The 26037-nt window shown below is 58.8% G+C and carries 15 protein-coding genes; 5 read left to right on the top strand and 10 right to left on the bottom strand.

Translation table 11 applies throughout. The features are described from left to right. Positions 1–3: 3 nt before the first annotated feature. From IRI77_RS26925 to IRI77_RS26905, 5 genes are all read left to right on the top strand, one after another. Positions 4–1536: an MFS transporter gene (locus IRI77_RS26925; RefSeq protein WP_194448082.1), complete on the top strand. Its 1533-nt coding sequence runs from the start codon at positions 4–6 to the stop codon at positions 1534–1536. A gap of 987 nt (positions 1537–2523) precedes the next feature. Beyond that, positions 2524–3327 carry an SDR family oxidoreductase gene (locus IRI77_RS26920; RefSeq protein WP_194448081.1) on the top strand — a complete coding sequence of 268 codons (804 nt, stop codon included), beginning with the start codon at positions 2524–2526 and terminating at the stop codon, positions 3325–3327. After that, entirely contained in the window at positions 3324–3713 is a 390-nt protein-coding gene (locus tag IRI77_RS26915; protein ID WP_194448080.1) for a cupin domain-containing protein, read from the top strand. Before IRI77_RS26920 ends, IRI77_RS26915 begins: the two co-directional genes overlap by 4 nt. Before the next feature lie 5 nt (positions 3714–3718). Beyond that, entirely contained in the window at positions 3719–3865 is a 147-nt protein-coding gene (locus IRI77_RS26910; RefSeq protein WP_194448079.1) for a hypothetical protein, read from the top strand. Between the two features lie 98 nt (positions 3866–3963). Continuing rightward, entirely contained in the window at positions 3964–4716 is a 753-nt protein-coding gene (locus IRI77_RS26905; protein WP_194448078.1) for an SDR family NAD(P)-dependent oxidoreductase, read from the top strand. 341 nt (positions 4717–5057) lie between these two features. Here IRI77_RS26905 and IRI77_RS26900 read toward each other — a convergent pair whose 3' ends face one another. From IRI77_RS26900 to IRI77_RS26855, 10 genes are all read right to left on the bottom strand, one after another. Continuing rightward, positions 5058–5765: a hypothetical protein gene (locus tag IRI77_RS26900; protein WP_194448077.1), complete on the bottom strand. Its 708-nt coding sequence runs from the start codon at positions 5763–5765 to the stop codon at positions 5058–5060. Between the two features lie 313 nt (positions 5766–6078). Then, complete coding sequence (locus tag IRI77_RS26895; protein ID WP_194448076.1) at positions 6079–7236, bottom strand: DUF6531 domain-containing protein; 1158 nt, start codon at positions 7234–7236, stop codon at positions 6079–6081. Positions 7237–7740: 504 nt separating this feature from the next. Beyond that, on the bottom strand, positions 7741–8361 hold the full coding sequence (locus IRI77_RS26890; protein ID WP_194448075.1) for a hypothetical protein: 621 nt from the start codon (positions 8359–8361) through the stop codon (positions 7741–7743). A gap of 12 nt (positions 8362–8373) precedes the next feature. After that, positions 8374–13212 carry an RHS repeat-associated core domain-containing protein gene (locus IRI77_RS26885; RefSeq protein ID WP_194448074.1) on the bottom strand — a complete coding sequence of 1613 codons (4839 nt, stop codon included), beginning with the start codon at positions 13210–13212 and terminating at the stop codon, positions 8374–8376. Between the two features lie 663 nt (positions 13213–13875). Next, positions 13876–16425: an RHS repeat protein gene (locus IRI77_RS26880; RefSeq protein WP_194448073.1), complete on the bottom strand. Its 2550-nt coding sequence runs from the start codon at positions 16423–16425 to the stop codon at positions 13876–13878. Between the two features lies 1 nt (position 16426). Continuing rightward, positions 16427–16846, bottom strand: coding sequence for a hypothetical protein (locus IRI77_RS26875; RefSeq protein ID WP_194448072.1), 420 nt, complete (start codon positions 16844–16846; stop codon positions 16427–16429). A 12-nt stretch (positions 16847–16858) separates the two neighbouring features. Then, positions 16859–20626: an RHS repeat domain-containing protein gene (locus tag IRI77_RS26870; RefSeq protein ID WP_194448071.1), complete on the bottom strand. Its 3768-nt coding sequence runs from the start codon at positions 20624–20626 to the stop codon at positions 16859–16861. A 106-nt stretch (positions 20627–20732) separates the two neighbouring features. Next, the gene (locus IRI77_RS26865) at positions 20733–21401 is read right to left on the bottom strand and encodes a hypothetical protein (protein WP_194448070.1); all 669 of its coding nucleotides are present in this window, start codon (positions 21399–21401) and stop codon (positions 20733–20735) included. Between the two features lie 142 nt (positions 21402–21543). Beyond that, complete coding sequence (locus IRI77_RS26860) at positions 21544–24705, bottom strand: RHS repeat protein (RefSeq protein ID WP_194448069.1); 3162 nt, start codon at positions 24703–24705, stop codon at positions 21544–21546. After that, complete coding sequence (locus IRI77_RS26855) at positions 24702–25571, bottom strand: DUF6531 domain-containing protein (RefSeq protein ID WP_194448068.1); 870 nt, start codon at positions 25569–25571, stop codon at positions 24702–24704. The genes IRI77_RS26860 and IRI77_RS26855 overlap by 4 nt, the downstream gene beginning before the upstream one ends. Positions 25572–26037 lie beyond the last annotated feature (466 nt).

Genomic DNA, 26037 nt, shown 5'->3' with positions numbered 1-26037 from the left:
TCCATGATGAAGCCTCCTTGCGATGAAGCAGTGATGCTTGCGAGTCCGTGCGCTGCGCCGGCTCCGGCCAACGGCGGCTGGATCATCGCCGCTACGATTCTCGGATCCAGCATGGTGTTTGTCGACGGCACCGTGGTGAACGTCGCACTGCCGGCGCTGCAGTCCGCCATGGCCGCAACGATTGCGGAGGTTCAATGGGTGGTGGAGGCCTATGCGCTCTTTCTCGCGGCCCTGCTGCTCACCGGCGGGTCTCTCGGTGACCTCTATGGCCGCCGGAGGCTGTTCGCCATTGGTGTTGTTGTTTTCTCCCTGGCCTCCATGTGGTGTGGATTCGCACCCGATATCCGGCAGTTGATTCTCGCGAGGGGCCTTCAAGGCGTGGGCGGCGCTTTGCTTGTTCCGGGCAGCCTGGCCCTGATCAGCGCCAACTTCTCAGAGGAGCGGCGCGGGCGCGCGATTGGTACCTGGTCAGGCTTCACGTCGATCACCGCCGCGATCGGCCCCGTCCTGGGCGGATGGTTCATCGAACACGGATCGTGGAGATGGGTGTTCTTCATCAACATCCCGCTAGGTCTTGCGGTCCTCGGCCTGACGTTGTGGAAGGTCCCGGAGAGCCGGACCGGCCAGAGGGGAGCGCGTCCCGATTGGCTGGGCGGCCTGCTTGCGGCGCTGGGATTCGGCGGGATCGTCTTCGCTCTCATTCAAGCGGAGCCCTGGGCGGCCGTACTTGGCGCTTTGGCTTTGATTGCCTTGTCCTATTGGGAAGCCCGATCCGCGTCGCCGATGCTCCCGTTCGAGTTGTTTCGGTCCAGGAATTTCGCCGGCGCCAACCTGCTCACGCTGTTGCTGTATGCGGCGCTGGGCGGGGTTCTCATCTTCTTCCCCATGAATTTGATTCAGGTACAAGGCTACTCACCCACTGAGGCAGGCGCGGCGTTGCTGCCATTCATATTGCTGATGTTCCTGTTGTCGCGTTGGTCTGGCGGGCTCGTCGCTCGATATGGCGCCAAGAAGCCTCTTGTGATCGGCCCGTTAGTGGCAGCCGTGGGGTTCGCGCTGTTTGCAATCCCCGGGGTGGGCGGATCCTATTGGACGACGTTTTTCCCGGCGGTGGTCGTTCTGGGGCTGGGGATGGCCGCGAGCGTTGCCCCCTTGACGACGACCGTCATGAATTCCGTAGACCAAGCCCGGGCTGGCGTTGCGTCGGGCATCAATAATGCTGTCTCGCGGATTGCCGCGTTGCTGGCCGTGGCGCTTTTTGGAATGCTGCTGAACGCGGTCTTTCAGACCACTCTCACCCAGAAGCTGGACAGGCTTGCGCTGGCACCGGCGTTACAGGCGAAGATCGAGTCCCAGCGCACGAAGCTCGCTGCCATCGAAAGCGACGACATCCCGACGCAACAAGCTGTCAAGGAGTCGTTTGTGTCGGGCTATCGCACAGTGCTGTGGCTGGCTGTCGCGCTGGCGGCCGCCAGTTCGCTCAGCGCGGCGGCATTCCTCTCAAGCGAGCGGCGTTCGCCCGGTCCCAGCCAATAGGCGGGGACGAGGCTGGGAGCCCCGCCTGGCCGGGAGTTCTCCGCGGTGCGGCAAGCCTGATCGCGGCGGCCGGTGGCAGGATCCGGATGGCGGGCAGATCGGCGACTTCGAGTTGACCGCCACACCCCCTGGACATGAACAGGAGCAATCCGTTCTTTCGGGCCTGTTCGATGAGGCGTCATCGCGGCGTCAGTGCCCGGGTCCGGAATCAACCGGCAGCCTCGAGGACTTCGATCCGCCTGCGGGTGCGCCGTCCGCAGAGGACTTGTGGCCGCTGCGTTGAAGATGCGCTGGCAAAGGGTCGTCGGGATGGGGTCGTTGCAGCTCTTCAGCGGGCTATCCGCTCACTCACGTTCGCGGCTCAATTTGCGGCTTCGTGCGCTTCGGCGGCTCGTTGGGCCATGGGGACTCCTTCCAATCCGTCGCGCGGCCTTCCGAGGAATGAGTCCTTCGTTCAGAACGGCCGGACTGTTGCGTCGTCCCCTCTGCGGAGGATCCGCCAGGCGGGTGGTGATGGCCGGCTTCCAGCATGACGGAGACTCCAGTCACTGCATCTCGTGAGGGTTCGAGCGGCTCGTTCCGTGAGTCACGAAATGGCGTCGGCGTTGATCATCCCGGTTCCGCCGGCAGGTTCATGGAAGTACCTGTCAATTCTCTAGATCGCCGGAACCATCCGGTGCGCCATCCGTGTTGGCACCCTGCGTGCAGTATTTCAATCAGGCAGAACGATGTTTTCGTGGTATCCGCCCTGTGCCGTAGCGGTTCCTATTGTCTCCCTTCGTGCATTGCCGACCGAAGGAGAACGGGCAAGGAAGGCAACGGGTGAACACAGGATGCTGCCGGGAAAGGCCGTATCCGCGCGGCGGGGGGTCGTGTTGTTGCCCCTGGGCACGGCTGCCGGGCATCGGAAGCGGAAGCCTCTTTGAAGATGTGAGTGCAAACGAGACCGGAGCAACAAGATGCTCCGCCTGAATAGAAAGGACAGTCATGAAGATCGTGGTAATTGGTGGTACTGGATTGATTGGATCGAAGCTTGTGACCAAGCTTCGTGAGCATGGACATGAAGCGGTGGCGGCCTCCCCAAACACCGGTGTCGACACCCTGACGGGCAAGGGGCTCGCAGACGCACTGAAAGGGGCATCGGTTGTAGTCGATGTCTCGAATTCCCCTAACTGGGAAGACGGCGCGGTGATGAGGTTCTTCGAGACGTCAACGCGCAACCTCCTCTCCTATGAAGCGGCCGCCGGGGTGGGACACCACGTGGCCCTGTCTGTTGTGGGAACGGACCGCCTGCTGGAGAGCGGCTACTTCCGCGCGAAGTTGGCCCAGGAGAACTTGATCAAGGCCGCATCGATTCCTTATTCGATCGTCCGCGCGACGCAGTTCTTCGAGTTCGTTCGAGGTATTGCCGATCTGTCCACGGTGGGCAACGAGATCCGCCTGCCCCCTGTGTTTATCCAGCCCATGGCGGCGGACGATGTTGCCAGCGCGGTGGGGCGCGTCGTGGTTGGTACACCGGTGAATGGCACCGTTGAAGTGGGCGGGCCGGAGCGCTTCCGGCTCGATCAGCTTGTCCGGACCGGACTGGCTGCCCGCAACGATCCGCGCAAGGTGATCGCCGACCCTACGTCGCGCTACTACGGTGTGGCCGTCACGGACAACTCCCTGGTCCCCGACCCAGGCGCGCGGTTCGGCACGACCTATTTCGCAAACTGGCTGAGCGAGTCCGCGCCACAGGTGACGGCCGCGAAACTGCAGCCGACGACAGAAACGGGAGCGATGAAAGTATGACGAGCTCACGATCACGGTTGGCGCTGGCCCTGCTGCTCGGCAGCGGCGTGATGGCGCAGGATGCCAAGGTGAGTCCGCTGCTGTCGAAGGACCTGGTGGAATTCCCCGGCAAGGAAGGGCTGATGATCGCCGTTGAGTATCCGCCTGGCGCTTCGGACCCGGTTCATCGCCATCATGCGCACGGGTTCATTTACGTACTGGAGGGTTCAATCGTGATGCAGGTGAAAGGAGGCAAGGAGACCACCCTGACGCCGGGCCAGACCTTCTATGAAGGCCCCAACGATATTCACGTTGTCGGGCGGAACGCCAGCAAAACGAAGGCGGCGCGGTTCGTCGTGTTCCTGGTAAAGGACAAGAGCGCTCCAGTGTTGGTTGTGGAGAAGTGATCATCATGCCAGCCACAGAGAATATCGACGAATTCACGCAATTTCAGACGGATGAGTATTCCGAACAACTGGCCAGCCAGGAGCAGACGTATCTTGACGAAGTGGAGGCACGGCTGATCGAGGGCCTGACCTCCACCGAGGCGTCCTCCTGATGAGGCTACGGTGTTCGGGCTGTATTCGGCTGCGGGCCCACCCTCCCACGTGGGTCCGCGTTCCTTGATGGCAGCTTCCAGGTTCAAGAGGGTGGCCTATGAATTCCCTGAAAGACAAAGTGGTGATTATTACCGGGGCCGGCGCCGGAATCGGACGAGCAGCGGCGCTTCGACTGGCTGAGTCCGAAGCAAGAGTGGTCGTGACGGGCCGCCGTGCGGAACCACTCAAGGTCCTGGTGGAGGGCCGGACGCGTTTGGATTTCGTTGTGGCGGATGCCGCAAATCCCGATGACGCAACGAGACTGATCGATACGGTGATCGAGCGTTGGGGACGCTTGGATGTATTAGTCAATAACGCCGGAGCCGGAGCCATTTTGCCGATTGAGCAGGCATCCTTAGCCGCAATCGCCGAAGTATTCGCGGTCAATGTGTTCGGCCCCTCTCTATTGGTAAAGGCAGCGGTCCCCCATCTCAAGGCGACGGGCGGCAACATTGTCAACGTTTCCAGCACCTTCGGGCATAAGGCCGCCGCAGCCCTTTCCCACTATGCGGCCAGTAAAGCGGCTCTCGAGCACATGACCCGCTGCTGGGCACTGGAATTCGCTAAGGATCGGATTCGAGTCAATGCGGTGGCGGCGGGCCCGACGGAAACGGAATTCCTCAGGGAGAGGATGGGGCTTTCCGAGGAACAGGCAGAGTCTGTCAAAGCCCAGGAGCGGAGGCGCATTCCCTTGGAACGCCGGGGATTGCCCGATGACGTGGCGGCCTGGATCGTGTTGCTGGCGTCAGACGTAGCAAACTGGATCACCGGGCAAGTGATCACGGTTGACGGCGGGCTCAGCATCACCTGAGGACGGGCGCCGGATTGGCGGAGCGGCGCAGTCGATGGAAAGGGTTCGACTGAACCGCGAAGCCAGCGCGAGATGGTGACCGTCACCACCTGCCCTGGAACGCCCCAGCGCCTCGGATCACTTGGTATCCACACTTGGTGTCCGAGCGAGGTGTCCGCGCGCGGTGAAGTCAATATACGAATTTCAAAGAACACGCCCGGCCTGGTGTAGGCCGTGAGCCAGGCTATTTGCGAGGTAAGGAACTGCCGCGGAGGGCGATCCGGCTTGGGCCGCGAATGGCGGTGGAGGCCGTCCGTGGCTTCGTTTCGTTGACACGCGGCGACGTTGTCCGGATGCGGTGCTCAGCGGGCCGAGAAGTTGTAGTTCAGGTTGGGTAGCCCGTCTTCGCACATCGGGTTGGTTTCGTTTCGTGGAATGCGGAGCGACTGGAGGTCGGCGATCAGGTCCTGGTTGTCGGGGTGGTTCGTAGCGATGCCGGTGGTGAGGTGTTCGAGGGCGCGGCGGGGCCGGCCAAAGCCTTCGTAGAAGAAGAGTTCGTCGGTGTTGCTGGTCAGGCGGGTGACTTCGGCCAGGGGAACGTTTTCGCGGACGGCTTTGACGACGTCAGGGTGTTGCTGGGCGAGGGCGGCGCGTTCGGTTTGGAGTTTGCCGAGCTCCTTGATGGCGCGATAGAGGCCGCGTTCGAGGTCGCGGCGGTAGCGGGCGTAGCGCTCGAGTTGCCCGTCGTGGGTGTTGGTTTCAGCCAATGGGTCCGTTTCGGAGAGGATGATGCATTCGAAGGATTCGATGCGGCGGAGGTTCCAGGTGTGGGTGAGGATGCGGTGGAAGATCTCCTCCTCGATGCAATTCGCGGGCCTCGTGTCGAGGCGGAGGGACGCCTCGAGTGCCGTGAAGGCGGCGCGCTCTTCGGGCGTGATGGTGAGGTGCTGGGCGGTGAAGCCGTGGCTGCGGGCGTTCTGGGATGACCGAGCCTTGCCCTCAATGGTGACGGGGCCGGTGGAGTGTTTCGCGTTCGCCTGGTTGGCGGTGATCTGAGCAACGGTAGCCATGATGTCAATCTCCTTCTTCCATAAAAAATGCCGGCACAATGGCCGGCGCGATTCCAGGGTAAGGGGAGTGTCAAGGGGAAAGGGGCTGTTTTGGAGAGGCGGACGTTGAAAAGAAAGAGCAAAAAGAGTTGCAGCCGTGGTGACTGAAGAATCCTTAATGAGGGAATTTGGGGAGAAGTGAGGTCGGGGCGGTGGTTTGGCGCGGCTTAGGGCTTCGTCAGGAAGATCAGGACTAGACTTTCGCGGGGCGGTTCCGGGCGTCTCGTATGGAGATGACCGGGGGACAGAATCCAGACCTAGAGAGAGATCTCTACTAGTAGGCGTACTGCGTCGTGTTGCCCGCCGCATCGGTCACCGACTGCAGCCGGCCCGCCGCGTCGTAGATCGTGGTCCCCGCCACATTGCCTCGCGGGTCGGTTTCGGTCTTCAGCAGATGGCCCGGATCGTACGTGTAGCCCGAGGGCGTCGTCAGCGATGGGTAGGTGACACTGGTCAACTCGCCCGTCGTGTTGTAGCCGTACAGATACTGCTTGCCCAAGGGATCAGTGATCTTCGTGATCCGCCCCTGCGCGTCGCGGACAAACGCCACCTTCAGGTTCCCGGCCGAAGACGTGATGCCGTCGGCGGCGATCGTGAGCGTGTTGCCGTTCAGATCCTTCAGCGACGTCAGCGTTTTGTCGGCGGCGATCGTGTATTCCCGGCCCGCCGGATCCGTGTACTTCCAGCCCGTGGACTTGTAAGTGTCGTCGGCCAGACCGCAGATCCATTGATTCCCGGTCCGCAGCAGTACGCCGCTGCAGGTGTCGCCGGTCGAAGTCAGGCTGCCATAGAAACCCGGCTCGCCCGTGTACTTCGGCGTGTACCAGGCAAAGATCGAGCCTTCCGGTGTGAAGTAGAACGTCTTGCGCTGGCCGTTGATGGTGAGCGTCACATCGCTGCTGGGGCCCACCTCGAACCGCAACGCACTCACACCCAGCTTCCAGCCGTAGCCAAAGTCGCCTTGGAACTGGCGCTCCAGGCTGTCGTAGGTGCGCTGGATCTGAATGGGCAGGCCGGCCAAGGGGACTGTGAAGTCGGTGACGGTCGCGGTGACACGGCCGGGCTTGTATTCCCCGGTCGCATAGAACCGCACCAGGCTCACCTGCGCGGCGCCCGTGGAGTTCACGGCCTGCAGGCGGAGCCAGTATTCGCCGTTGGGCAGGAGCGTGGCGTCGATGGTCGCCAGCGGGCCCGTGCCCACGGTGTTCGCATTCAGCGTGGTGACCGAATTCTCGTCCGACGCCGGCCACATGGTCAGCACACCGCTCTGTAGAGTGATGCCAGCCACCAGGGTCACCGGCGCCTGACCGGTCACTTTCCCGTCGAAGGCCGGGCTGAGGATCCAGCCGCCGGAAACAGCGGCGGGCGGATTCACCAGGATGTTGACGGTCGCTTCGGAAGTCAGTGCTCCGTCCGTCGCGGACAGCTTCAATTGGTAGGTGCCCGGTTCACTGAAGCCCGCTGTGGTGGCGGGCCGATGCTGTCGCAGCTTTGCACGGTGATACCGGCGAGATCTACAAGGGTGTTTGGAGAGGGCAAGCTGGAGTGCTTCCATTCATTGAAGAGCGGCGACGGGACTGGCTCGAGTCTCTCAGCAAGTTGATCGTGTTACCTTATCGAATGCAGTTCTCTGAGATCACAGATATCAACGACATCGAAATCATACATCTTTACTCCATGTTCGGGCGAGGATATCGTATCGATTCCGACGTTCAAGCGCCTATTCGAGTATTGCGAGAGATGTGTAATAGATTGGCGCATTTCTGCCCCGTCGATTATGGAGTGCTTGCCGGTCGGGAAATCCGCATCCTTCAATCAGCTTTGCGAAAGAGCCAGCGGCCGCAGTCTATGATCGCAGTGTTTGCAGTTTGACGCGAGGCCCCGGATCGGCGGAATACTTAACACCAGACAAACGGGCACCTCTTGCACCGATCGCCTACTTTGGATAAGTGTCTTTCGCTTTCAGCGCATGTTTTATCCTTATACCTTTTGATATAAACTCCATATCGTCACCTACGCACAACATGCACTTGTCAATGTAATCAGTCATCGCAACCCCATCGAGAGCAGGAATCGAGAGCAACGGTATGTTTGCATCCGACATGGCCAACAATAGATCAAATAGCACATCGCATGGCCATTTCACACCCTGATCGCAATGCCTCATGCACATTCGAACAAGTTTGTTTAACACTTGTCGATTGCTATTAATATCGATTCCGCTAGCTACTAGCGCCTCTAGATGAGATACAGTCTCGATAGATTGATATTCGTCGCACAGCTCGACGAAGCGAAGGCCGAGCCGGCACGCCTCTTGTACAGATAACGTCCAGAGTTCACCAGCCATGCAGAACGCTATTGCGTCTGGGATGCACTTTACTTTACTCGCCGCAAAACGATCCACAAGGTAGCCGAAACGGAGTTCGTCGACCGCATAGGCTTTCAGTCGATCGCACAACTCGCCCCAAATTGGCGGCGGACAGCCTGAAGCTAATTGGTCGATCCACGCGAAGAGATTCGCACTAAGTTCATCCATAGATGGTTCACCGTGATCCATTGTCGCGCTCCTTCAGAAAATAAAGGCTCTGCCATGGTTAACTTCAAGATCGATTCGACAATCCCCCGCCCTGCAGTCTTTTCGTTTGTTATCCCAATATCGCTGCATCTGCCGACGCTCTCGAAATGGAAATGATGCCTTGGTTGGGCCGATGCCACCGACCACACGAGCAATAAAATCCATGGCGTTCGCATAGGCATCCAGTCTGTTAGCGACCTCTCGATCGCTAAGGCGGGACATCAGAGCTGTGAGCTGAAGCTGTCCGACTACTTTCGGTGGCGGCAATGGAAGCATCCAGCTTATTGCCTTCCCAGCTCCAGGGTCATCCATGTCAGAACCTTGAGCTTGCCATCGCCCGCGATTGTCGCCACATTCGTGGACACAGGCCAGGCCGACCACCGTCAATATTGCAGCATAATCTCGAATCCTCCTCACAGCCTCGTCACTCATTTGCGCTGTATCAACAAATGCACCATGACCCGATGGATCGATCTTATTGACAGGGTCAGACTCAGCAAAGAGATACTTGTGAAGCGAAATCGGCAAATTTTGATACCCTTCAAAGGTGTCCGACGTAAGAAATGCGCTTACTTTCGGATCGTACCACCGGGCGCGAAGGCGATATAGATTGAACGATGAGTCTCGCTCCTCTCCGCGATAACGAAATAGGTTCGGCGTCCCCCCACCTTGACTTACCTGATTTCCATAAGCATCATAGGAATAGTTGTCCGAAACTGAGCCACTACTATCAGTTAACTGACGAACTGATCCCCAAAGGCCATCATACCCATAGTAATGAGTCACCCACTGGCCGTTGATCGGCTGCGTTTGGCTGACCCGTTGCGCCCCATGCGCATACCGCCGCACGACTGCACCCATCTGCACCTCCTCGGCCACCTGCGCATACCCCGTTGGCGTCAACTCATCCACGAGATACCGTGTCGTCACGCCTCCCTCCGTGCGAGCGACCCGATTCCCATCTCCGTCATAGAGCATCGTCACCTCGCCACCATTGAATCGCGTCAGACGATCCTCGAAGTCGTAGCCGTAACCGTTCCCACCGCTCGCCAGCGTGTTCCCGTTGGCGTCGTACGTGTCGCTCGTCAGTCGGTCATTCTTGTCATACGTGCTACCCACGGTCGGCAAGCTTGGAATCGTCGAGGTCCGATTCAGCCGGTTCCCCACCGGGTCAAGCGTGTAAACCAGCGAGTCGGCCCCAACCGTCTCCGACAACAACCGGTAGATGTTGTCGTAGGCGTAGTTGACCAATCGAGTACCGTTCTCATTCATTGTCAGCTTCCGACCCGCATCGCTGAACGTCTGAGCGTAGCTCGCCAGCGTCACGCCGCCCTTGGTTACTGCCAAATTCGTCGGCCGGTCCGTCGTGTCGTAGGTGAACGTATGGATCACGCCATTAGGATACGTGAACGACAGCAGGTTCCCAGCATCGTCATACGCGTAACTCGTCGAGTTGGTCAACCGGTTGTCCGTCACAGTCTGGAGCCTGTTCGCCGCGTCATACTCATACCCCACGCTCACCCCGTTGACATTCGATGAGAACACAGAGGCCACCAGACTATTCGGATGCCAAGTGTAGGTCAGCGTTCCCTGTGGCGTTGCCCTTGTCAAGAGGCGGTCGCGATTGTCGTACGTATAGCCAGTAGTCCCACTCCAGTCCACCATCGACAACCGCTTGCCCGTCGTCGTGTAGGTGAACGTGATCGGCGAAGAGGAGAAGCTCGCGTCCGGTGTCTTTGACAGCAGCCGGTTCAACGAGTCGTACCCGAACGTCGTCGTGTTCCCGTTGAAGTCTTTCCGCGTCGCCATGTTGCCCACGGCATCGTAGATAAAGGTCTCCGACTGGCCCAGCGGCAGCGTCCGCTTCGTTCGCCGGTTCAGCTTGTCGTACTCGTAGGTCGTTGTATGGCTATTGGCGTCGGTCTGGCTGATCTTGTTGCCCGCCGCGTCGTAGCTGTAGGTGGTCACCTGACTCAGCGCATCCGTCACCTGCTTCAGCCGGCTCGCCTTGTCGTACGTCCAGGTGGTGGTGCGATTCTCCTGATCCGTGGTGGTCAACCTCACGCCCAAGCCATCGTAGGTGTGCGTGACGGTTTTCGTGTCGGGGTACGTCGTCGTGACAAGACGGCCACGGCCATCGTAGTCATAAGTCGTCGTGTGAGTGTTCGCATCGGTCTGCGTTTTCTTCCGGCCCGCCGCGTCGTAGGTGAAGCTCGTCACCTTGCCGAGCGCATTGGTCACCGAGAGCACCCGGCCCGCCGCGTCATAGGCAGACGTAGTTGTATTGCTCCGCTCGTCCGTCTCGGTCAGCTTGCGGCCCGCATCATCATAGGCGTAGCTCACTTTCGCGGCATCGGCCGTTCCGAACGCATGGGTCACGCTGGTGAGCTGACCCGCCTGGTCGTAGACGTTCTTCGTGATCCGTCCACCCTGATCCCGCACCGTGAGCGGTTTGTCACGGAAGTCGTACGTGGTCTCCGAGTACGTCAGATCCGGATATGTCGTCTTTGTCAGCCTGTTCTTCGCGTCATATTCAAACGTTGTCCGCCGGCTCAGCGCATCCACCTCGGCCGTCTTGTTGCCGTTGGCATCGTACTCGTACGTCGTCACCTTGCTGTCGGCGTTCGTCGTCGTCAGCATATGGCCGAGGTCGTCGTAGGTGTACGTCGTCGTATTGCCGCGCGCGTCTGTCTCGCTCAGCTTCTGCCCGAACGAGTTGTACGCTGTCAGCGTCGTGTGGCCCTCCGGATCCGTGTAGCTGGTCCGGTTGCCATAGGCGTCATATTGATACTGGCTCGTGTTTCCCCGAGCATCCTTCGTCGTCAGCGGCTGTCCGTGCGAGTTCCACGAGAACTGCGCCACCTGGCCGAGGGCATCGCTGATCGTGTTGATGTTGTAGGTTGCGTCGTACGTCGCGCTCTGCGTGAAGTTCAGCGGATCCGTGATTGATGTCGGTCCGCCGTAGGCGTTGAATACCGCACTGGACGTCTCGTTCAGTGCATTCTTGACCGAGGTCTTGAAGCCGTTGGCATCGTAGGTGTTCGTGGTGGTCTGGTTGAGCGCGTTGGTCTCGGTTATTAGATTGTTCTTCGTGTCGTAGGTATACGTGGTGACGCGATTGAGCCCGTCCTTGCGGCTCAAGACGTTGCCGTTCGCATCGCTGATCACTTCTTCCACACCCGAGTCCGGATTGGTGATCGTGGTCTTGCGGTTGGGGATGTCGTAGGCGTACTGCGTTGTGTTGCCCGCCGCATCTGTTACCGACTGCAGGCGGCCCGCCGCGTCGTAGATCGTTGTCCCCGCCACATTGCCTCGCGGGTCGGTTTCGGTCTTTAAAAGATGGCCCGGATCGTAGGTGTAGCCTGACGGCGTCGCTAGCGATGGGTAAGTGACACTGGTCAACTCGCCCGTCGTGTTGTAGCCGTACAGGTACTGTTTGCCCAGGGGGTCGGTGATCTTCGTGATCCGCCCCTGCAGGTCGCGCACGAGCGCCACCTTCAGGTTCCCGGCCGAAGACGTGATGCCGTCGGCGGCGATCGTGAGCGTGTTGCCGTTCAGATCCTTCAGCGACGTCAGCGTTTTGTCGGCGGCGATCGTGTATTCCCGGCCCGCCGGATCCGTGTACTTCCAGCCCGTGGACTTGTAAGTGTCATCGGCCAGACCGCAGATCCATTGATTCCCGGTCCGCAGCAGTACGCCGCTGCAGGTATCGCCGGTCGAAGTCAGGCTGCCATAGAAGCCCGGTTTGCCGGTGTACTTCGGCGTGTACCAGGCGAAGATCGAGCCTTCCGGTGTGAAGTAGAACGTCTTGCGCTGCCCGTTGATGGTGAGCGTCACATCGCTGCTGGGACCCACCTCGAACCGCAACGCATTCACACCCAACTTCCAGCCGTAGCCGAAGTCGCCTTTGAACTGGCGCTCCAGGCTGTCGTAGGTGCGCTGGATCTGAATGGGCAGGCCCGCCAACGGGACTGTGAAGTCGGTGACGGTCGCGGTGACACGGCCGGGCTTGTATTCACCGGTCGCATAGAACCGCACCAGGCTCACCTGCGCGGCGCCCGTGGAGTTCACGGCCTGCAGGCGGAGCCAGTACTCGCCGTTGGGCAGGAGCGTGGCGTCGATGGTCGCCAGCGGGCCTGTGCCCACGGTGCTCGCATTCAAAGTCGTGACCGAATTCTCGTCCGACGCCGGCCACATGGTCAGCACACCGCTTTGCAGCGTGATGCCGGCCACCAGGGTCACCGGCGCCTGGCCGGTCACTTTGCCGTCGAAGGCCGGGCTGAGGATCCAGCCTCCGGAGACAGCGGCCGGCGGATTCACCAGGATGTTGACGGTCGCTTCGGAGGTCAGTGCTCCGTCGGTCGCGGACAGTTTCAATTGGTAGGTGCCCGGTTCACTGAAGCCCGCTGTGGTGACGGGCCGGTTGGGCGTAACGAAGGTGACGGTACCGGGTCCGCTGACCTTCGACCAGGTGACGGTCATAGTGCCGCCGGTGGGTAGTCCGTCGTCGGTGGCGGTGCCCGTCAACTGGATGGTGTTGGGCCAGGTGGCTGTCTGATCCTCGCCGGCAGTCACGACCGGCGCATGGTTCGGCAGGCTGTTCCAGTTCACGATGAGGGCAGGCGAGACCAGCCAGTCGTGCCCGTACTGAACCTGCGCCTGAAGTTGATCCGCGACGCCGGCCTTGGTTCCCTGGTAGGTGAAGCTGGCATAGCCGCTGATGTCGGTGACCGCGGTTTGTTGGCCAGCGTGCGCACCGGAGATGACGAGCTTCACCGGTACGCCGCTGAGGGCGAGTCCGGCTCGTGCTCTTGCTCTGCGGCTGCATTGCACCCCACTTGCTCCATCCCCCAGCAGCTTTGATCTTGAGAATCAGGATAGCCGCAGTCAAATCGGTGGATTGCTGAAACCGCAAGGCGAACTGCATCTTATTGATCCTGTACCACTTGTACACCTAAAAGATCGTCCGGATCGACGTGAAAGAACAAGAGGTGGCCCCAGGAAAGATCATCAAGCTATGACATTTGCCCATCTATTGTCTGTAACTTCCGAGGAGTGGCGCATCAAACTGACGCCATTCCCGATCTTTTTATAATTATGAAAGGCAAGTGAAGCATTATCAGCATCAAATAAGAGCACCCCTCATTGTTCAATCTAGCCCAGCATGCCAACACAGAGATCCAACATGCAAGCATCACTGTACATAGAAGATATCCCACGATGTTACGTAAGCCAATATCCCGGATTCTCAGAAATGTGGCACGAAGCCAACCTGCGACACCGGCAGCCCCAACAAGCATATAGAATGCACCCTCTCTCTCTATCCCTGGAAATATTCGACTGGATAAAGAGTGGTGTCCACCTAGCACGTCAACCAGATCCGCCGTGAATATAATGAACGTCAAAGCAACCATACAGTAAGTTGAGCGAGTCATGAACGCCCTCCTTGACGACCCAACGACAGCCCCTGATTATTATCCGTCATTGCGACATGAATCAACCCCACCACCCCCAGATGCTGACGGCGCCGCACAAAAGGGCGACATCAGGACTGACGAACCCTTCTCCGGTTGTCTTTTTCACAATCGCATTTAGAATCGAAATTTGTCGGCATAAAATAATTGCGACATATTTCCCAGCAACGTACAACTGCCTAGCAGTAGAGGCACTCTCTGCGCCTTCCAGCACGCTAAGCGCGAGAGCCCTCTCTAGAAATTTCTGCCCAGTTGGATCCATTCTATTGACAGGATCATGACTCGTATACGAAAACAGATGAGGCGCTGCAAAATGTGATTCTGGCGCGCTACGGTAAACGCAATCACACGTCCCAGGGCTTTGGTCTTCGTATTTATCGGCGGTCAGGAACATTCCGCTTTGTGGTTTGTACCACCGCGCCCGCAAGTAGTACAGCCCCAGTGCCGCGTCATACTGCTCCGCTCGATACAAGTACACATTCGGCGTTGATCCCGTGGAAGCAATCGTGTTGCCGAACGCATCATACGCATACGTGTCCGTCACCGCCCCCGCCACGTCACTCAACTGCCGGACACTAAACCCGGCGTCGTACCCAAAGTAATGCGAGGGCCACGCTCCGCTGATCAACTGCGTCTGGCTGACCCGCTGCGCCCCATGCGTATACCGCCGCACGACCGCACCCGCTTGCACCTCCTCGGCCACCTGCGCATACCCCGTCGGCGTCAACTCATCCACGAGATACCGTGTGGTCACGCCACCTTCCGTGCGTGCGACCCGATTCCCATCCCCGTCGTAGACCATCGTCACGGCCCCGCCATTGAACCGCGTCAGACGATCCTCGAAGTCATACCCATAGCTGTTCCCGCTGCTCGCCAGAGTGTTGCCGTTGGCATCGTAGGTGTCGCTCGTCAATCGATCGTTGTTGTCATACGTACTCCCCACCGTCGGCAAGTTCGGAATCGTTGACGCCCTGTTCAACCTATTGCCCACGGGATCCAGAGTGTAGACGAGTGAGTCCGCCCCGATCGTCTCCGACAACAATCGGTAGATGTTGTCGTACGCGTAGTTGACCAACCGAGTACCGTCCTCATTCACCGTCAGCTTCCGACCCGCGTCGCTGAAGGTTTGGGCGTAGCTCGCCTGCGTCACGCCGCCCTTGGTCACGGCCAGGTTCGTTGGCCGGTCGGTCATATCGAAGGTGAACGTATGCACCACGCCATTAGGATACGTGAACGACAGCAGGTTTCCGGAATCGTCATACGCATAACTCGTAGCGTTGCTCAGACGGTTGTCCGTCACCGTCTGCAGCCGATTCGCTGCGTCATACTCGTACCCCACGTTCACGCCATTGGTGTTCGAGGAAATCACCGAGGCCACCTGGCTGTTCGGATGCCAAGTGTAGGTCAGCGTTCCCTGTGGCGTTGCCTTCGTCAGCAAACGATCCCGATTGTCATACGTGTAGTTCGTCGTCCCGCTGGGGTCGACCATTGACTGCCGCTTGCCCGTCGCCGTATGGGTAAATGTGATCGGCGAAGCAGCGAAGCTCGCGTCGGGCGTCTTCGACAGCAGCCGATTCAATGAGTCGTACCCGAACGTCGTTGTCTTCCCGTTGAAGTCTTTCCTCGTCGCCAGGTTGCCCACGGCATCGTAGGTAAAGGTCTCCGACTGGCCCAGCGGCAGCGTCCGCTTCGTGCGCCGGTTCAACTTGTCGTATTCATACGTCGTCGTATGGCTGTTGGCGTCCGTCTGGCTGATCTTATTGCCCGCCGCGTCGTAACCGTAGGTGGTCACCTGGCTCAGCGCGTCCGTCACCTGCTTCAGCCGGCTGGCCTTGTCATAGGCCCACGTGGTGGTGCGATTCTCCTGATCCGTCGTGGTCAATCTCGCGCCGAGGCCATCGTAGGTGTGCGTAACGGTTTTCGTGTCGGGATAGGTCGTCGTGACAAGACGGCCGCGGCCATCGTAGTCATAGGTTGTCACGTGATTGTTCGCGTCCGTCTGCGTCTTCTTCCGCCCCGCCGCGTCATATGTGTAGCTGGTCACCTTCCCCAGCGCGTTGGTCACCGAGAGCACCCGGCCCGCCGCGTCATAGGCGGACGTCGTCGTGTGGTTCCGCTCGTCCGTCTCGGTCAGCTTGCGGCCCGCGTCGTCGTAGGTGTAGCTCACCGTTCCGGCGTCGGCTGTTCCAAAGGCATAGGTCACGCTGGTGAGCTGACCCGCCTTGTCGTAAACATTCTTCGTGATCCGGCCGCCCTGATCCCGCACCGTCAGTGGCTTGTCGCGGAAGTCGTACGTGGTCTCCGTGTACGTCAGATCCGGATACGTTGTCTTCGTCAGCCGGTTCTTCGCGTCATATTCAAACGTTGTCCGCCGGCTCAGCGCATCCACCTCGGCCGTCTTGTTGCCGTTGGCATCGTACTCATACGTCGTCACCTTGCTGTCGGCGTTCGTCGTCGTCAGCACGTGCCCGAGGTCGTCGTAGGTGTAGGTGGTCGTATTGCCCCGCGCATCCGTCTCGCTCAGCTTCTGCCCGAATGCGTTGTAGCTCGACAGCGGCGTGTAGCCTTCCAAGTCATCTTTCTGAACGATGTGCTCGCCAACCCACAAACAACGGCAACTGGGGGATCAAGAAGACAAGATACGCGATCCTGCGCTTATCCACTGTCAATAGCATAAGTGCGTCAGCAACAACAGCCAAGGCACCAACTGCCAAATACATGTACCAGCGATCACAGCCAATGGCTCGAAATCGCCCATGCGCATTGGCAATAGCCATTAGGAAGAGGATCCCAATCAAGCATGCCAAGCCGGAGGTTAACGCCCCAGAAGAAAGTGACCCAAAGGGACTGGAATCGAGTTGATCCTTCAGCCTAAGCGAGACACGCTCCGAAAGTACCAGAAACGCACACGTCTGCGCCAGATAGGGCATTGCCGATGTTGGGCGATTCAGCCAGATTGTCAGCACGTCAAGCTTCGCCCGCGCGATTTTCATGAAAATACCATCCTATTTAATCACGCTCACAACGGCGCAAATATCCCCCCACGGGGGAGGCAGAGTAATTGACTGTACAAATATCGGAATGGACGCAACGCGAACTAGTGTAAAGGCAAAGCAGAAGGATTTTGTTATCTCCCAACTGAGTGCGGCTCCTGTCCTGACTAACGGTGAGTTCATTACAAGAATAACCTTATCGATGAATTTTTCACCACTTGGATCGGCATATTTGACAGGGTCTGCGCTGGCATACGCGAATAAATGATGAACTGGGTCAGAATGCAAATCGGCGGGCATCTTGCAGCAGGATCTCGGGACCTCCGGCTCCCATTTGTCAGCAGTCAGAAACATTCCCGTGTGTTGCTCATACCAACGAGCCCGCAAATAGTACAACCCCAGGGGCGCGTCATACTGCTCCGCTCGATACAAGAACAAATTCGGCGTTGATCCTGTGGAAGCAATCGTGCTTCCGAACGCATCATAGGTGTACGTACCTGTCACTAAACCCATCGCGTCACTCAACTGCCGCACACTAAACCCGCCATCGTACCCGTAGTAATGCGTGGTCCAGGTACTGTTGATCAACTGTGTCTGACTGACCCGTTGCACCCCAAGGGTGTACCGTCGCGCCACAGCCCCGGCGACCACCTCCTCGGCCGCCTGCACATACCCCGTCGGCGTCAACTCATCCACAAGATACCGTGTCGTCACGCCTCCTTCTGTGCGAGCGACCCGATTTCCATCTCCGTCATAGAGCATAGTCACCACCCCGCCATTGAACCGCGTCAGGCGATCCTCGAAGTCGTAGCCATAGCTATTCGCTCCGCTCGCCAGCGTGTTGCCATTGGCATCGTAGGTGTCGCTCGTCAGCCGGTCATTGCTGTCATAAGTACTGCCCACGGTCGGCAGGCTGGGAATCGTAGAGGCCCGGTTCAACCGGTTGCCGACGGGATCCAGCGTGTACACCAGCGAATCCGCCCCGATCGTCTCCGACAGCAATCGGTAGATATTATCGTAGGCGTAGTTGACCAGCCGCGTCCCGTTCTCGTTCACCGTCAGCTTCCGACCCGCGTCGCTGAAGGTTTGCGCGTAACTTGCCTGCGTCACGCCGCCCTTGGTCACTGCCAGGCTCGTCGGCCTGTCGGTCGCGTCGTAGCTGAAGGTATGGACCACGCCATTAGGATACGTGAACGACTGCAGGTTCCCAGCATCGTCATACGCGTAACTCGTAGAGTTGGTCAACCGATTGTCCGTCACAGTCTGGAGCCGGTTCGCCGCGTCATACTCATACCCGACGCTCACCCCGTTGGCATTCGATGAGAACACAGAGGCCACCAGACTATTCGGATGCCAAGTGTAAGTCAGCGTCCCCTGGGGCGTAGCCTTCGTCAACAAGCGATCCCGACTGTCGTACGTGTAGCCAGTCGTCCCACTCGGGTCCACCATCGACAACCGCTTGCCCGTCGCTGTGTAGGTGAACGTGATCGGCGACGCGGCAAAGCTCGCGTCCGGCGTCTTCGACAGCAGCCGGTTCAACGAGTCGTACCCGAACGTCGTCGTCTTCCCGTTGAAGTCTTTCCGCGTCGCCATGTTTCCTACGGCATCGTAGGTAAAGGTTTCAGACTGGCCCAGCGGCAGCGTCCGCTTCGTTCGCCGGTTCAGCTTGTCGTACTCATACGTCGTCGTGTGGCTGTTGGCGTCGGTCTGGCTGATCTTGTTGCCCGCCGCGTCATAGCCGTAGGTGGTCACTTGACTCAGGGCGTCCGTCACCTGCTTCAGCCGGCTTGCCTTGTCGTAGCTCCACGTGGTGGTGCGATTCTCCTGATCCGTGGTGGTCAACCTCACGCCGAGACCATCGTAGGTGTGCGTGACGGTCTTCGTGTCGGGGTACGTCGTCGTGACCAGACGGCCGCGGCCATCGTAGTCATAGGTCGTCACGTGATTGTTCGCGTCGGTCTGCGTCCTCTTCCGGCCCGCCGCGTCGTAGGTGAAGCTCGTCACCTTGCCGAGCGCGTTGGTCACCGATTGCACCCGGCCCGCCGCATCATAGGCGGACGTCGTTGTGTGATTCCGCTCGTCCGTCTCGGTCAGCTTCCGACCCGCGTCGTCGTAGGTGTAGCTCACCGTTCCGGCGTCGGCCGTTCCAAAGGCATAGGTCACGCTGGTGAGCTGACCCGCCTTGTCATAGAGATTCTTCGTGATCCGGCCGCCCTGGTCCCTTACCGTCAGCGGCTTGTCCCGGAAGTCGTAGGTGGTCTCCGTGTATGTCAGATCCGGATAGGTTGCCTTCGTCAGCCGGTTCTTGGCGTCGTACTCGAACGTCGTCCGCCGGCTGAGCGCGTCCACCTCGGCCGTCTTGTTGCCGTTGGCATCGTACTCATAGGTTGTCGTTTTGCCGTCGGCATTCGTCATCGTCAACACATGGCCGAGGTCGTCGTAGGTGTAGGTGGTTGTGTTGCCGCGCGGGTCCGTCTCGCTCAGCTTCTGCCCGAACGAGTTGTAGGTGGACAGCGTCGTGTGGCCTTCCGGATCCGTGTAGCTCGTCCGGTTGCCATAAGAGTCATATTGATACTGGCTCGTATTGCCCCGAGCGTCCTTCATCGTCAGCGGCTGGCCGTGCGAGTTCCACGAGAACTGCGCCACCTGGCCGATCGAGTCGCTGATCGTGTTGATGTTGTAGGTTGCGTCGTACGTCACGCTCTGCGTGAAGTTCAGCGGATTCGTGACCGACGTCGGCCCCCCGTAGGCATTGAACACCGCACTGGACGTCTCGTTCAGTGCATTCTTGACCGAGGTCTTGAAGCCGTTGGCGTCGTAGGCATTCGTTGTGGTCTGGTTGAGGGCGTTGGTCTCCGTTAGGAGATTGTTCTTCGTGTCGTAGGTGTAGGTGGTGACGCGATTGAGCCCGTCCTTGCGGCTCAACACATTGCCGTTGGCGTCGCTGATCACCTCTTCCACGCCTGTGTCCGGGTTGGTTGTCGTGGTCTTGCGATTGGCCACGTCGTAGGCATACTGCGTCGTGTTGCCCACCGCATCGGTCACCGACTGCAGGCGGCCCGCGGCGTCGTAGATCGTCGTCCCCGCCACATTGCCTCTCGGGTCGGTTTCGGTCTTCAGCAGATGGCCCGGATCGTAGGTGTAGCCGGACGGCGTCACTAGCGACGGGTAAGTGACACTGGTCAACTCGCCCGTCGTGTTGTAGCCGTACAGATATTGCTTGCCCAAGGGATCAGTGATCTTCGTGATCCGCCCCTGCGCGTCGCGGACAAACGCCACCTTCAGGTTCCCGGCCGAAGACGTGATGCCGTCCGCGGCGATCGTGAGCGTGTTGCCGTTCAGGTCCTTCAGCGACGTCAGCGTTTTGTCGGCGGCGATCGTGTATTCCCGGCCCGCCGGATCCGTGTACTTCCAGCCCGTGGACTTGTAAGTGTCGTCGGCCAAGCCGCAGATCCATTGATTCCCGGTCCGCAGCAGTACGCCGCTGCAGGTGTCGCCGGTCGAAGTCAGGCTGCCATAGAAACCAGGTTCGCCTGTGTACTTCGGCGTGTACCAGGCGAAGATCGAGCCTTCCGGTGTGTGCACGGCTGGTGCGGGGGCAAGAATGTTCGGTACGGGCGCACCCGTCCCAATGGGGGTTTCCCCTTCCTGATTGCAGACGCCCTTGTCCTCTTTGTGGGATATGGCGCAGAGCCAGGCCTTCTCGGCGGATTGGGGTAGCCATTCTGGGTTCAGTGGATGTTCGAACGGCGGCATCTTAAGAGAAGAAGATGGCTGCATCGGCTCAGCTTCTTGGTGATTAGCGCCAATTGGATGCCAGGTTTTGGTGATTCGCGGCGGGACGGTTCAGACTGAAGGGCGTCCCAGTCAACTCGTGCGCATGGCTTCACAGCGGGGCACGAAACTTCATCCTGACGAGCGCCCAAGCCACCCAGAGTAAAAATAACATTACTGCGGCACTCTGCAATGCGAGTCGAGGAATTGCTTTTGAAAGGCCAAAAGCGGCAATCAGAATCGCACCAATTGTCAGAACATCCAGAGACCTCGCTACTTCGTAAGTATAGCCCCGCTCCCAAAACCCATCAATCAAGGCCCCCATATTCATGCGGGCGGCATTACTAGCTACTACCGGAAGGCCTAAAATCCAGCAATACAGCGCAGAGATTAGCATAACTGAAAAGTCAAAGACACTCCGCATGTATACTGCGTATAGACAAACGGCGAGAATCTTGGAATAACTTGCCTGCACAACAAATACCCAAACGAGAAAATAAACAACAAGTGCTGCAAATGCAACGGCAACCGCCAAAAATACTAATTTCAATAGAGCACCAGCCAAGATTAGCACACGCAGCCTCTGCGCATCAAACTGCGACGCTCGCGAATCAAGCACTCTTGCGGTATCGGTAACCGGCCCCCAGCCCACAACAACAATACTGAGACCAGAGATTAGAGAACCAACAACAACAAGTGCAACAAGAGGCAGAACCCATGCACTCGCACCTAAATCAGTAAAGACTTCGCCCGTTTTGTAAAATACCTTAATTAGCGACATGTTCATATTTTTTATCGCGACGACAGTCAGATTTCAACTTCAGAGCCCACGGCATCCAGTATACCACCTCAGCACATTCCCACTTCAGGAGCTGGTAAGTAGTGGTCCAGATTGCTCACGGGGGTCTACAACCGATTCGCCCTTAATAACCCATAGCCTTGCAGAAATTCTTAACGGCATCATTAATATCCTTAGGAGTCCCTGGAACGGGATTTCCATTATTTGCCTCTACAGCATTCGACACAGTTAACACAACATCAACCCATTTCCATGATCGGCAAACTTTCTCAGCAAGCACTACAACCCTTTCGGGTATCTTATAGGTAACAAGAAATACGCCGACAAGCATAGCTCGGTCGATGAAGTCTTTTCCAGTGGGATCTACTTTACCTATTGGATCACCTCCGGCATAAATGTATCTATGAATAGTTCGCGGGTCCGCTCGCATACCTTCAGCCGGATCAATTGACAAAAACCTACCCGTGACGGGATTATACCAACGGGCGCGCAGATAATAGAGGTTCAGATCAGAATCGTACTGCTCCCCCCGATACAGATACGAATTGGAGGTGAAGCCTGTAAGGCTTATTGCATTACCCCAGGCATCGTAATCGTATGAGTCCGTCACGGCACCTGCCGAGTCGGTCAGGATTCGCACACTGCCGAATCCATCGTAGCCGTAGAAAGTGGAAATCCATGCACCGTTGACCAATTGTTCCTGACTGATGCGCTGGAGACCCAGGGCATAGCGACGTGTGGCACCGATGCCAATGGACTCCTCTACAACCTGAGCATATCCTGTCGGGTTTAGATCGTCCACTAAATACCGCGTGATCACACCACCGACAGTTTTCTCTACAAGGTTGCCGTCTGCATCGTATTGCAGAGCAACCGCACCGCTGCTCATCGACTTCAGCTGGTTCTCAAAGTCATAGGCAAAGTTTCGGGAGCCAGATTGGATAATGTTTCCATTGTTGTCTTGTTGCTCGGTCGAAAGCTGGTCATTCGCATCATAGGTGAGCGCGCCGGTCAAGATGCCAGGCAGCGTAGAATCCTGGGAGAGACGATTGCCTACAGCGTCGAAGGTGTAATCCACCGATCCATTCTTACCCCGAGGATCCGAACTAATGGTCTCGCTCTTCAGCCTGTGGACGCCGTCGTAAGTCCAACTTAGTTTCCGGCCGTTGGGCTCGGTTGCGCTCTGAGGGTTACCGAGAGGCCCGATCTCATATTCGTAAGCATTGATTGACTTCATCCGATTCAAACCATCGTAGGCGAGTGCCGAAGTCAAGCCGTGGGGGTATGTCACAGTCACAACATTACGAGCTGAATCATAGCTATAGGATGTCGTGTTGTGGCCTAGCGGCAGGCGATGATCCACTACCGCAAGTAGCCTGTTCACAGCATCCCAATCGTACGATACTGAGGCTCCATTGGTATTCGAAGAGGATAGAGAAGAGAGGTTTCCGGTCGCATCGTAGCTATACGAAAGCGTTCCCTGCGGTGTAGCCTTTATCAGCAAACGATCTCGAGCGTCATACGTGTAGTTCGTCGTGCCACTCGGATCTGACATTGACTGCCGCTTGCCCGTCGCCGTATGGGTAAATGTGATCGGCGAAGCAGCGAAGCTCGCGTCGGGCGTCTTCGACAGCAGCCGATTCAACGAGTCGTACCCGAACGTCGTTGTCTTCCCATTGAAGTCTTTCCGCGTCGCCATGTTCCCGACGGCATCGTAGGTAAAGGTCTCCGACTGTCCTAGCGGCAGCGTCCGCTTCGTTCGCCGGTTCAGCTTGTCGTACTCGTAGTTCGTCGTATGGCTATTGGCGTCGGTTTGGCTGACTTTGTTGCCCGCCGCGTCGTAGCCGTAGGTGGTCAACTGGCTCAGCGCGTCCGTCACCTGCCTAAGCCGGCTCGCCTTGTCGTACGTCCAGGTGGTGGTGCGATTCTCCTGATCCGTGGTGGTCAACCTCACGCCCAAGCCATCGTAGGTGTGCGTGACGGTTTTCGTGTCGGGATAGGTCGTCGTGACGAGGCGGCCGCGGCCATCATAGTCATAAGTCGTCGTGTGGTTGTTCGCGTCGGTCTGCGTCTTCTTCCGGCCCGCCGCGTCGTAGGTGAAGCTCGTCACCTTGCCGAGCGCGTTGGTCACTGACAGCACCCGGCCCGCCGCGTCATAGGCGGACGTCGTCGTGTGATTCCGCTCGTCCGTCTCGGCCAGTTTCCGGCCCGCGTCGTCGTAGGTGTAGCTCACCGTTCCGGCGTCGGCTGTTCCAAAGGCATAGGTCACGCTGGTGAGCTGACCCGCCTTGTCGTAGATGTTCTTCGTGATCCGGCCGCCCTGGTCCCGTAACGTCAGCGGTTTGTCACGGAAGTCATACGTGGTCTCCGTGTATGTCAGATCGGGATACGTTGTCTTCGTCAGCCGGTTCTTGGCGTCATATTCGAATGTCGTCCGCCGGCTGAGCGCATCCACCTCGGCCGTCTTGTTTCCGTTGGCATCGTACTCATACGTCGTCGTCTTGCCATCGGCGTTCGTCATCGTCAGCACATGGCCGAGGTCGTCGTAGGTGTAGGTGGTTGTGTTGCCGCGCGGGTCCGTCTCGCTCAGCTTCTGCCCGAACGAGTTGTAGGTGGACAACGTCGTGTGGCCTTCCGGATCCGTGTAGCTCGTCCGGTTGCCATAGGCGTCATATTGATACTGGCTCGTGTTTCCCCGAGCGTCCTTCATCGTCAGCGGCTGGCCGTGTGAGTTCCACGAGAACTGCGCCACCTGGCCGAGCGCATCGCTGATGGTGTTGATGTTGTAGGTTGCGTCGTACGTCACGCTCTGCGTGAAGTTCAGCGGATTCGTGACCGACGTCGGACCCCCATAGGCGTTGAATACCGTGCTGGACGTCTCGTTCAGCGCATTCTTGACCGAGGTCTTGAAGCCGTTGGCGTCGTAGGTATTTGTTGTGGTCTGGTTCAGGGCGTTGGTCTCGGTTAGGAGATTGTTCTTCGTGTCGTAGGTAAAGGTGGTGACGCGATTGAGCCCGTCCTTGCGGCTCAGGACATTGCCGTTGGCGTCGCTGATCACCTCTTCCACGCCCGTGTCCGGGTTGGTCGTCGTGGTTTTGCGATTGGCGATGTCGTAGGCGTACTGCGTTGTGTTGCCCGCCGCATCTGTTACCGACTGCAGGCGGCCCGCCGCGTCGTAGATCGTTGTCCCCGCCACATTGCCTCGCGGGTCGGTTTCGGTCTTTAAAAGATGGCCCGGATCGTAGGTGTAGCCTGACGGCGTCGCTAGCGATGGGTAACTGGTCAACTCGCCGCCGTGGTGTTCGTGTTGTAGCCGTACAGATACTGCTTGCCCAAGGGATCAGTGATCTTCGTGATCCGCCCCTGCGCGTCGCGGACAAACGCCACCTTCAGGTTCCCGGCCGAAGACGTGATGCCGTCGGCGGCGATCGTGAGCGTGTTGCCGTTCAGATCCTTCAGCGACGTCAGCGTTTTGTCGGCGGCGATCGTGTATTCCCGGCCCGCCGGATCCGTGTACTTCCAGCCCGTGGACTTGTAAGTGTCGTCGGCCAGACCGCAGATCCATTGATTCCCGGTCCGCAGCAGTACGCCGCTGCAGGTGTCGCCGGTCGAAGTCAGGCTGCCATAGAAACCCGGCTCGCCCGTGTACTTCGGCGTGTACCAGGCAAAGATCGAGCCTTCCGGTGTGAAGTAGAACGTCTTGCGCTGGCCGTTGATGGTGAGCGTCACATCGCTGCTGGGGCCCACCTCGAACCGCAACGCACTCACACCCAGCTTCCAGCCGTAGCCAAAGTCGCCTTGGAACTGGCGCTCCAGGCTGTCGTAGGTGCGCTGGATCTGAATGGGCAGGCCGGCCAAGGGGACTGTGAAGTCGGTGACGGTCGCGGTGACACGGCCGGGCTTGTATTCCCCGGTCGCATAGAACCGCACCAGGCTCACCTGCGCGGCGCCCGTGGAGTTCACGGCCTGCAGGCGGAGCCAGTATTCGCCGTTGGGCAGGAGCGTGGCGTCGATGGTCGCCAGCGGGCCTGTGCCCACGGTGCTCGCATTCAGCGTGGTGACCGAATTCTCGTCCGACGCCGGCCACATGGTCAGCACACCGCTTTGCAGCGTGATGCCGGCCACCAGGGTCACCGGCGCCTGGCCGGTCACTTTGCCGTCGAAGGCCGGGCTGAGGATCCAGCCACGGGTTGCCTTCGGCCCTCCGTTCCCGCTTCCACAGCGTGCTACGGCGACACAGTTGCAATGCTCAGGAGGTTCTTACATGAAGAACACAATGTTGGCTGTTGAGACTGCTCAACAGAAGGATAAGAGCGTGAGTTTGACACCTCGCGCTCCGCAGACAGGCGTCCGATGACTTGGTGCCGTCGCGCTATGCGGTGAAGGTCGGCGAGATTGAGGTGCTGGTGGTGGGGGTCTTGCCGATCTCCGCCATCACCATGACTACCAACGCGGCCGCCCGCGCCGCCTGGCAGCGCGACATGCCGGACACATTCGATTGGCCGCTGAACGCCGTTGTGGTGCGTAGTGGCGATCAGACCGACGCCGGTCGGGGCGGACCCGGATTTGCACTTGCCGCAGGCCGGGCGGCTGATCCAGCGGTTAGAGTCCGCCGGCA

The sequence above is a fragment of the Paludibaculum fermentans genome (genome assembly GCF_015277775.1).
Taxonomy (GTDB): Bacteria; Acidobacteriota; Terriglobia; order Bryobacterales; family Bryobacteraceae; genus Paludibaculum; species Paludibaculum fermentans.
Note: the sequence above shows the minus strand (reverse complement) of the source record. Positions and strands in the feature narration are given on the sequence as shown.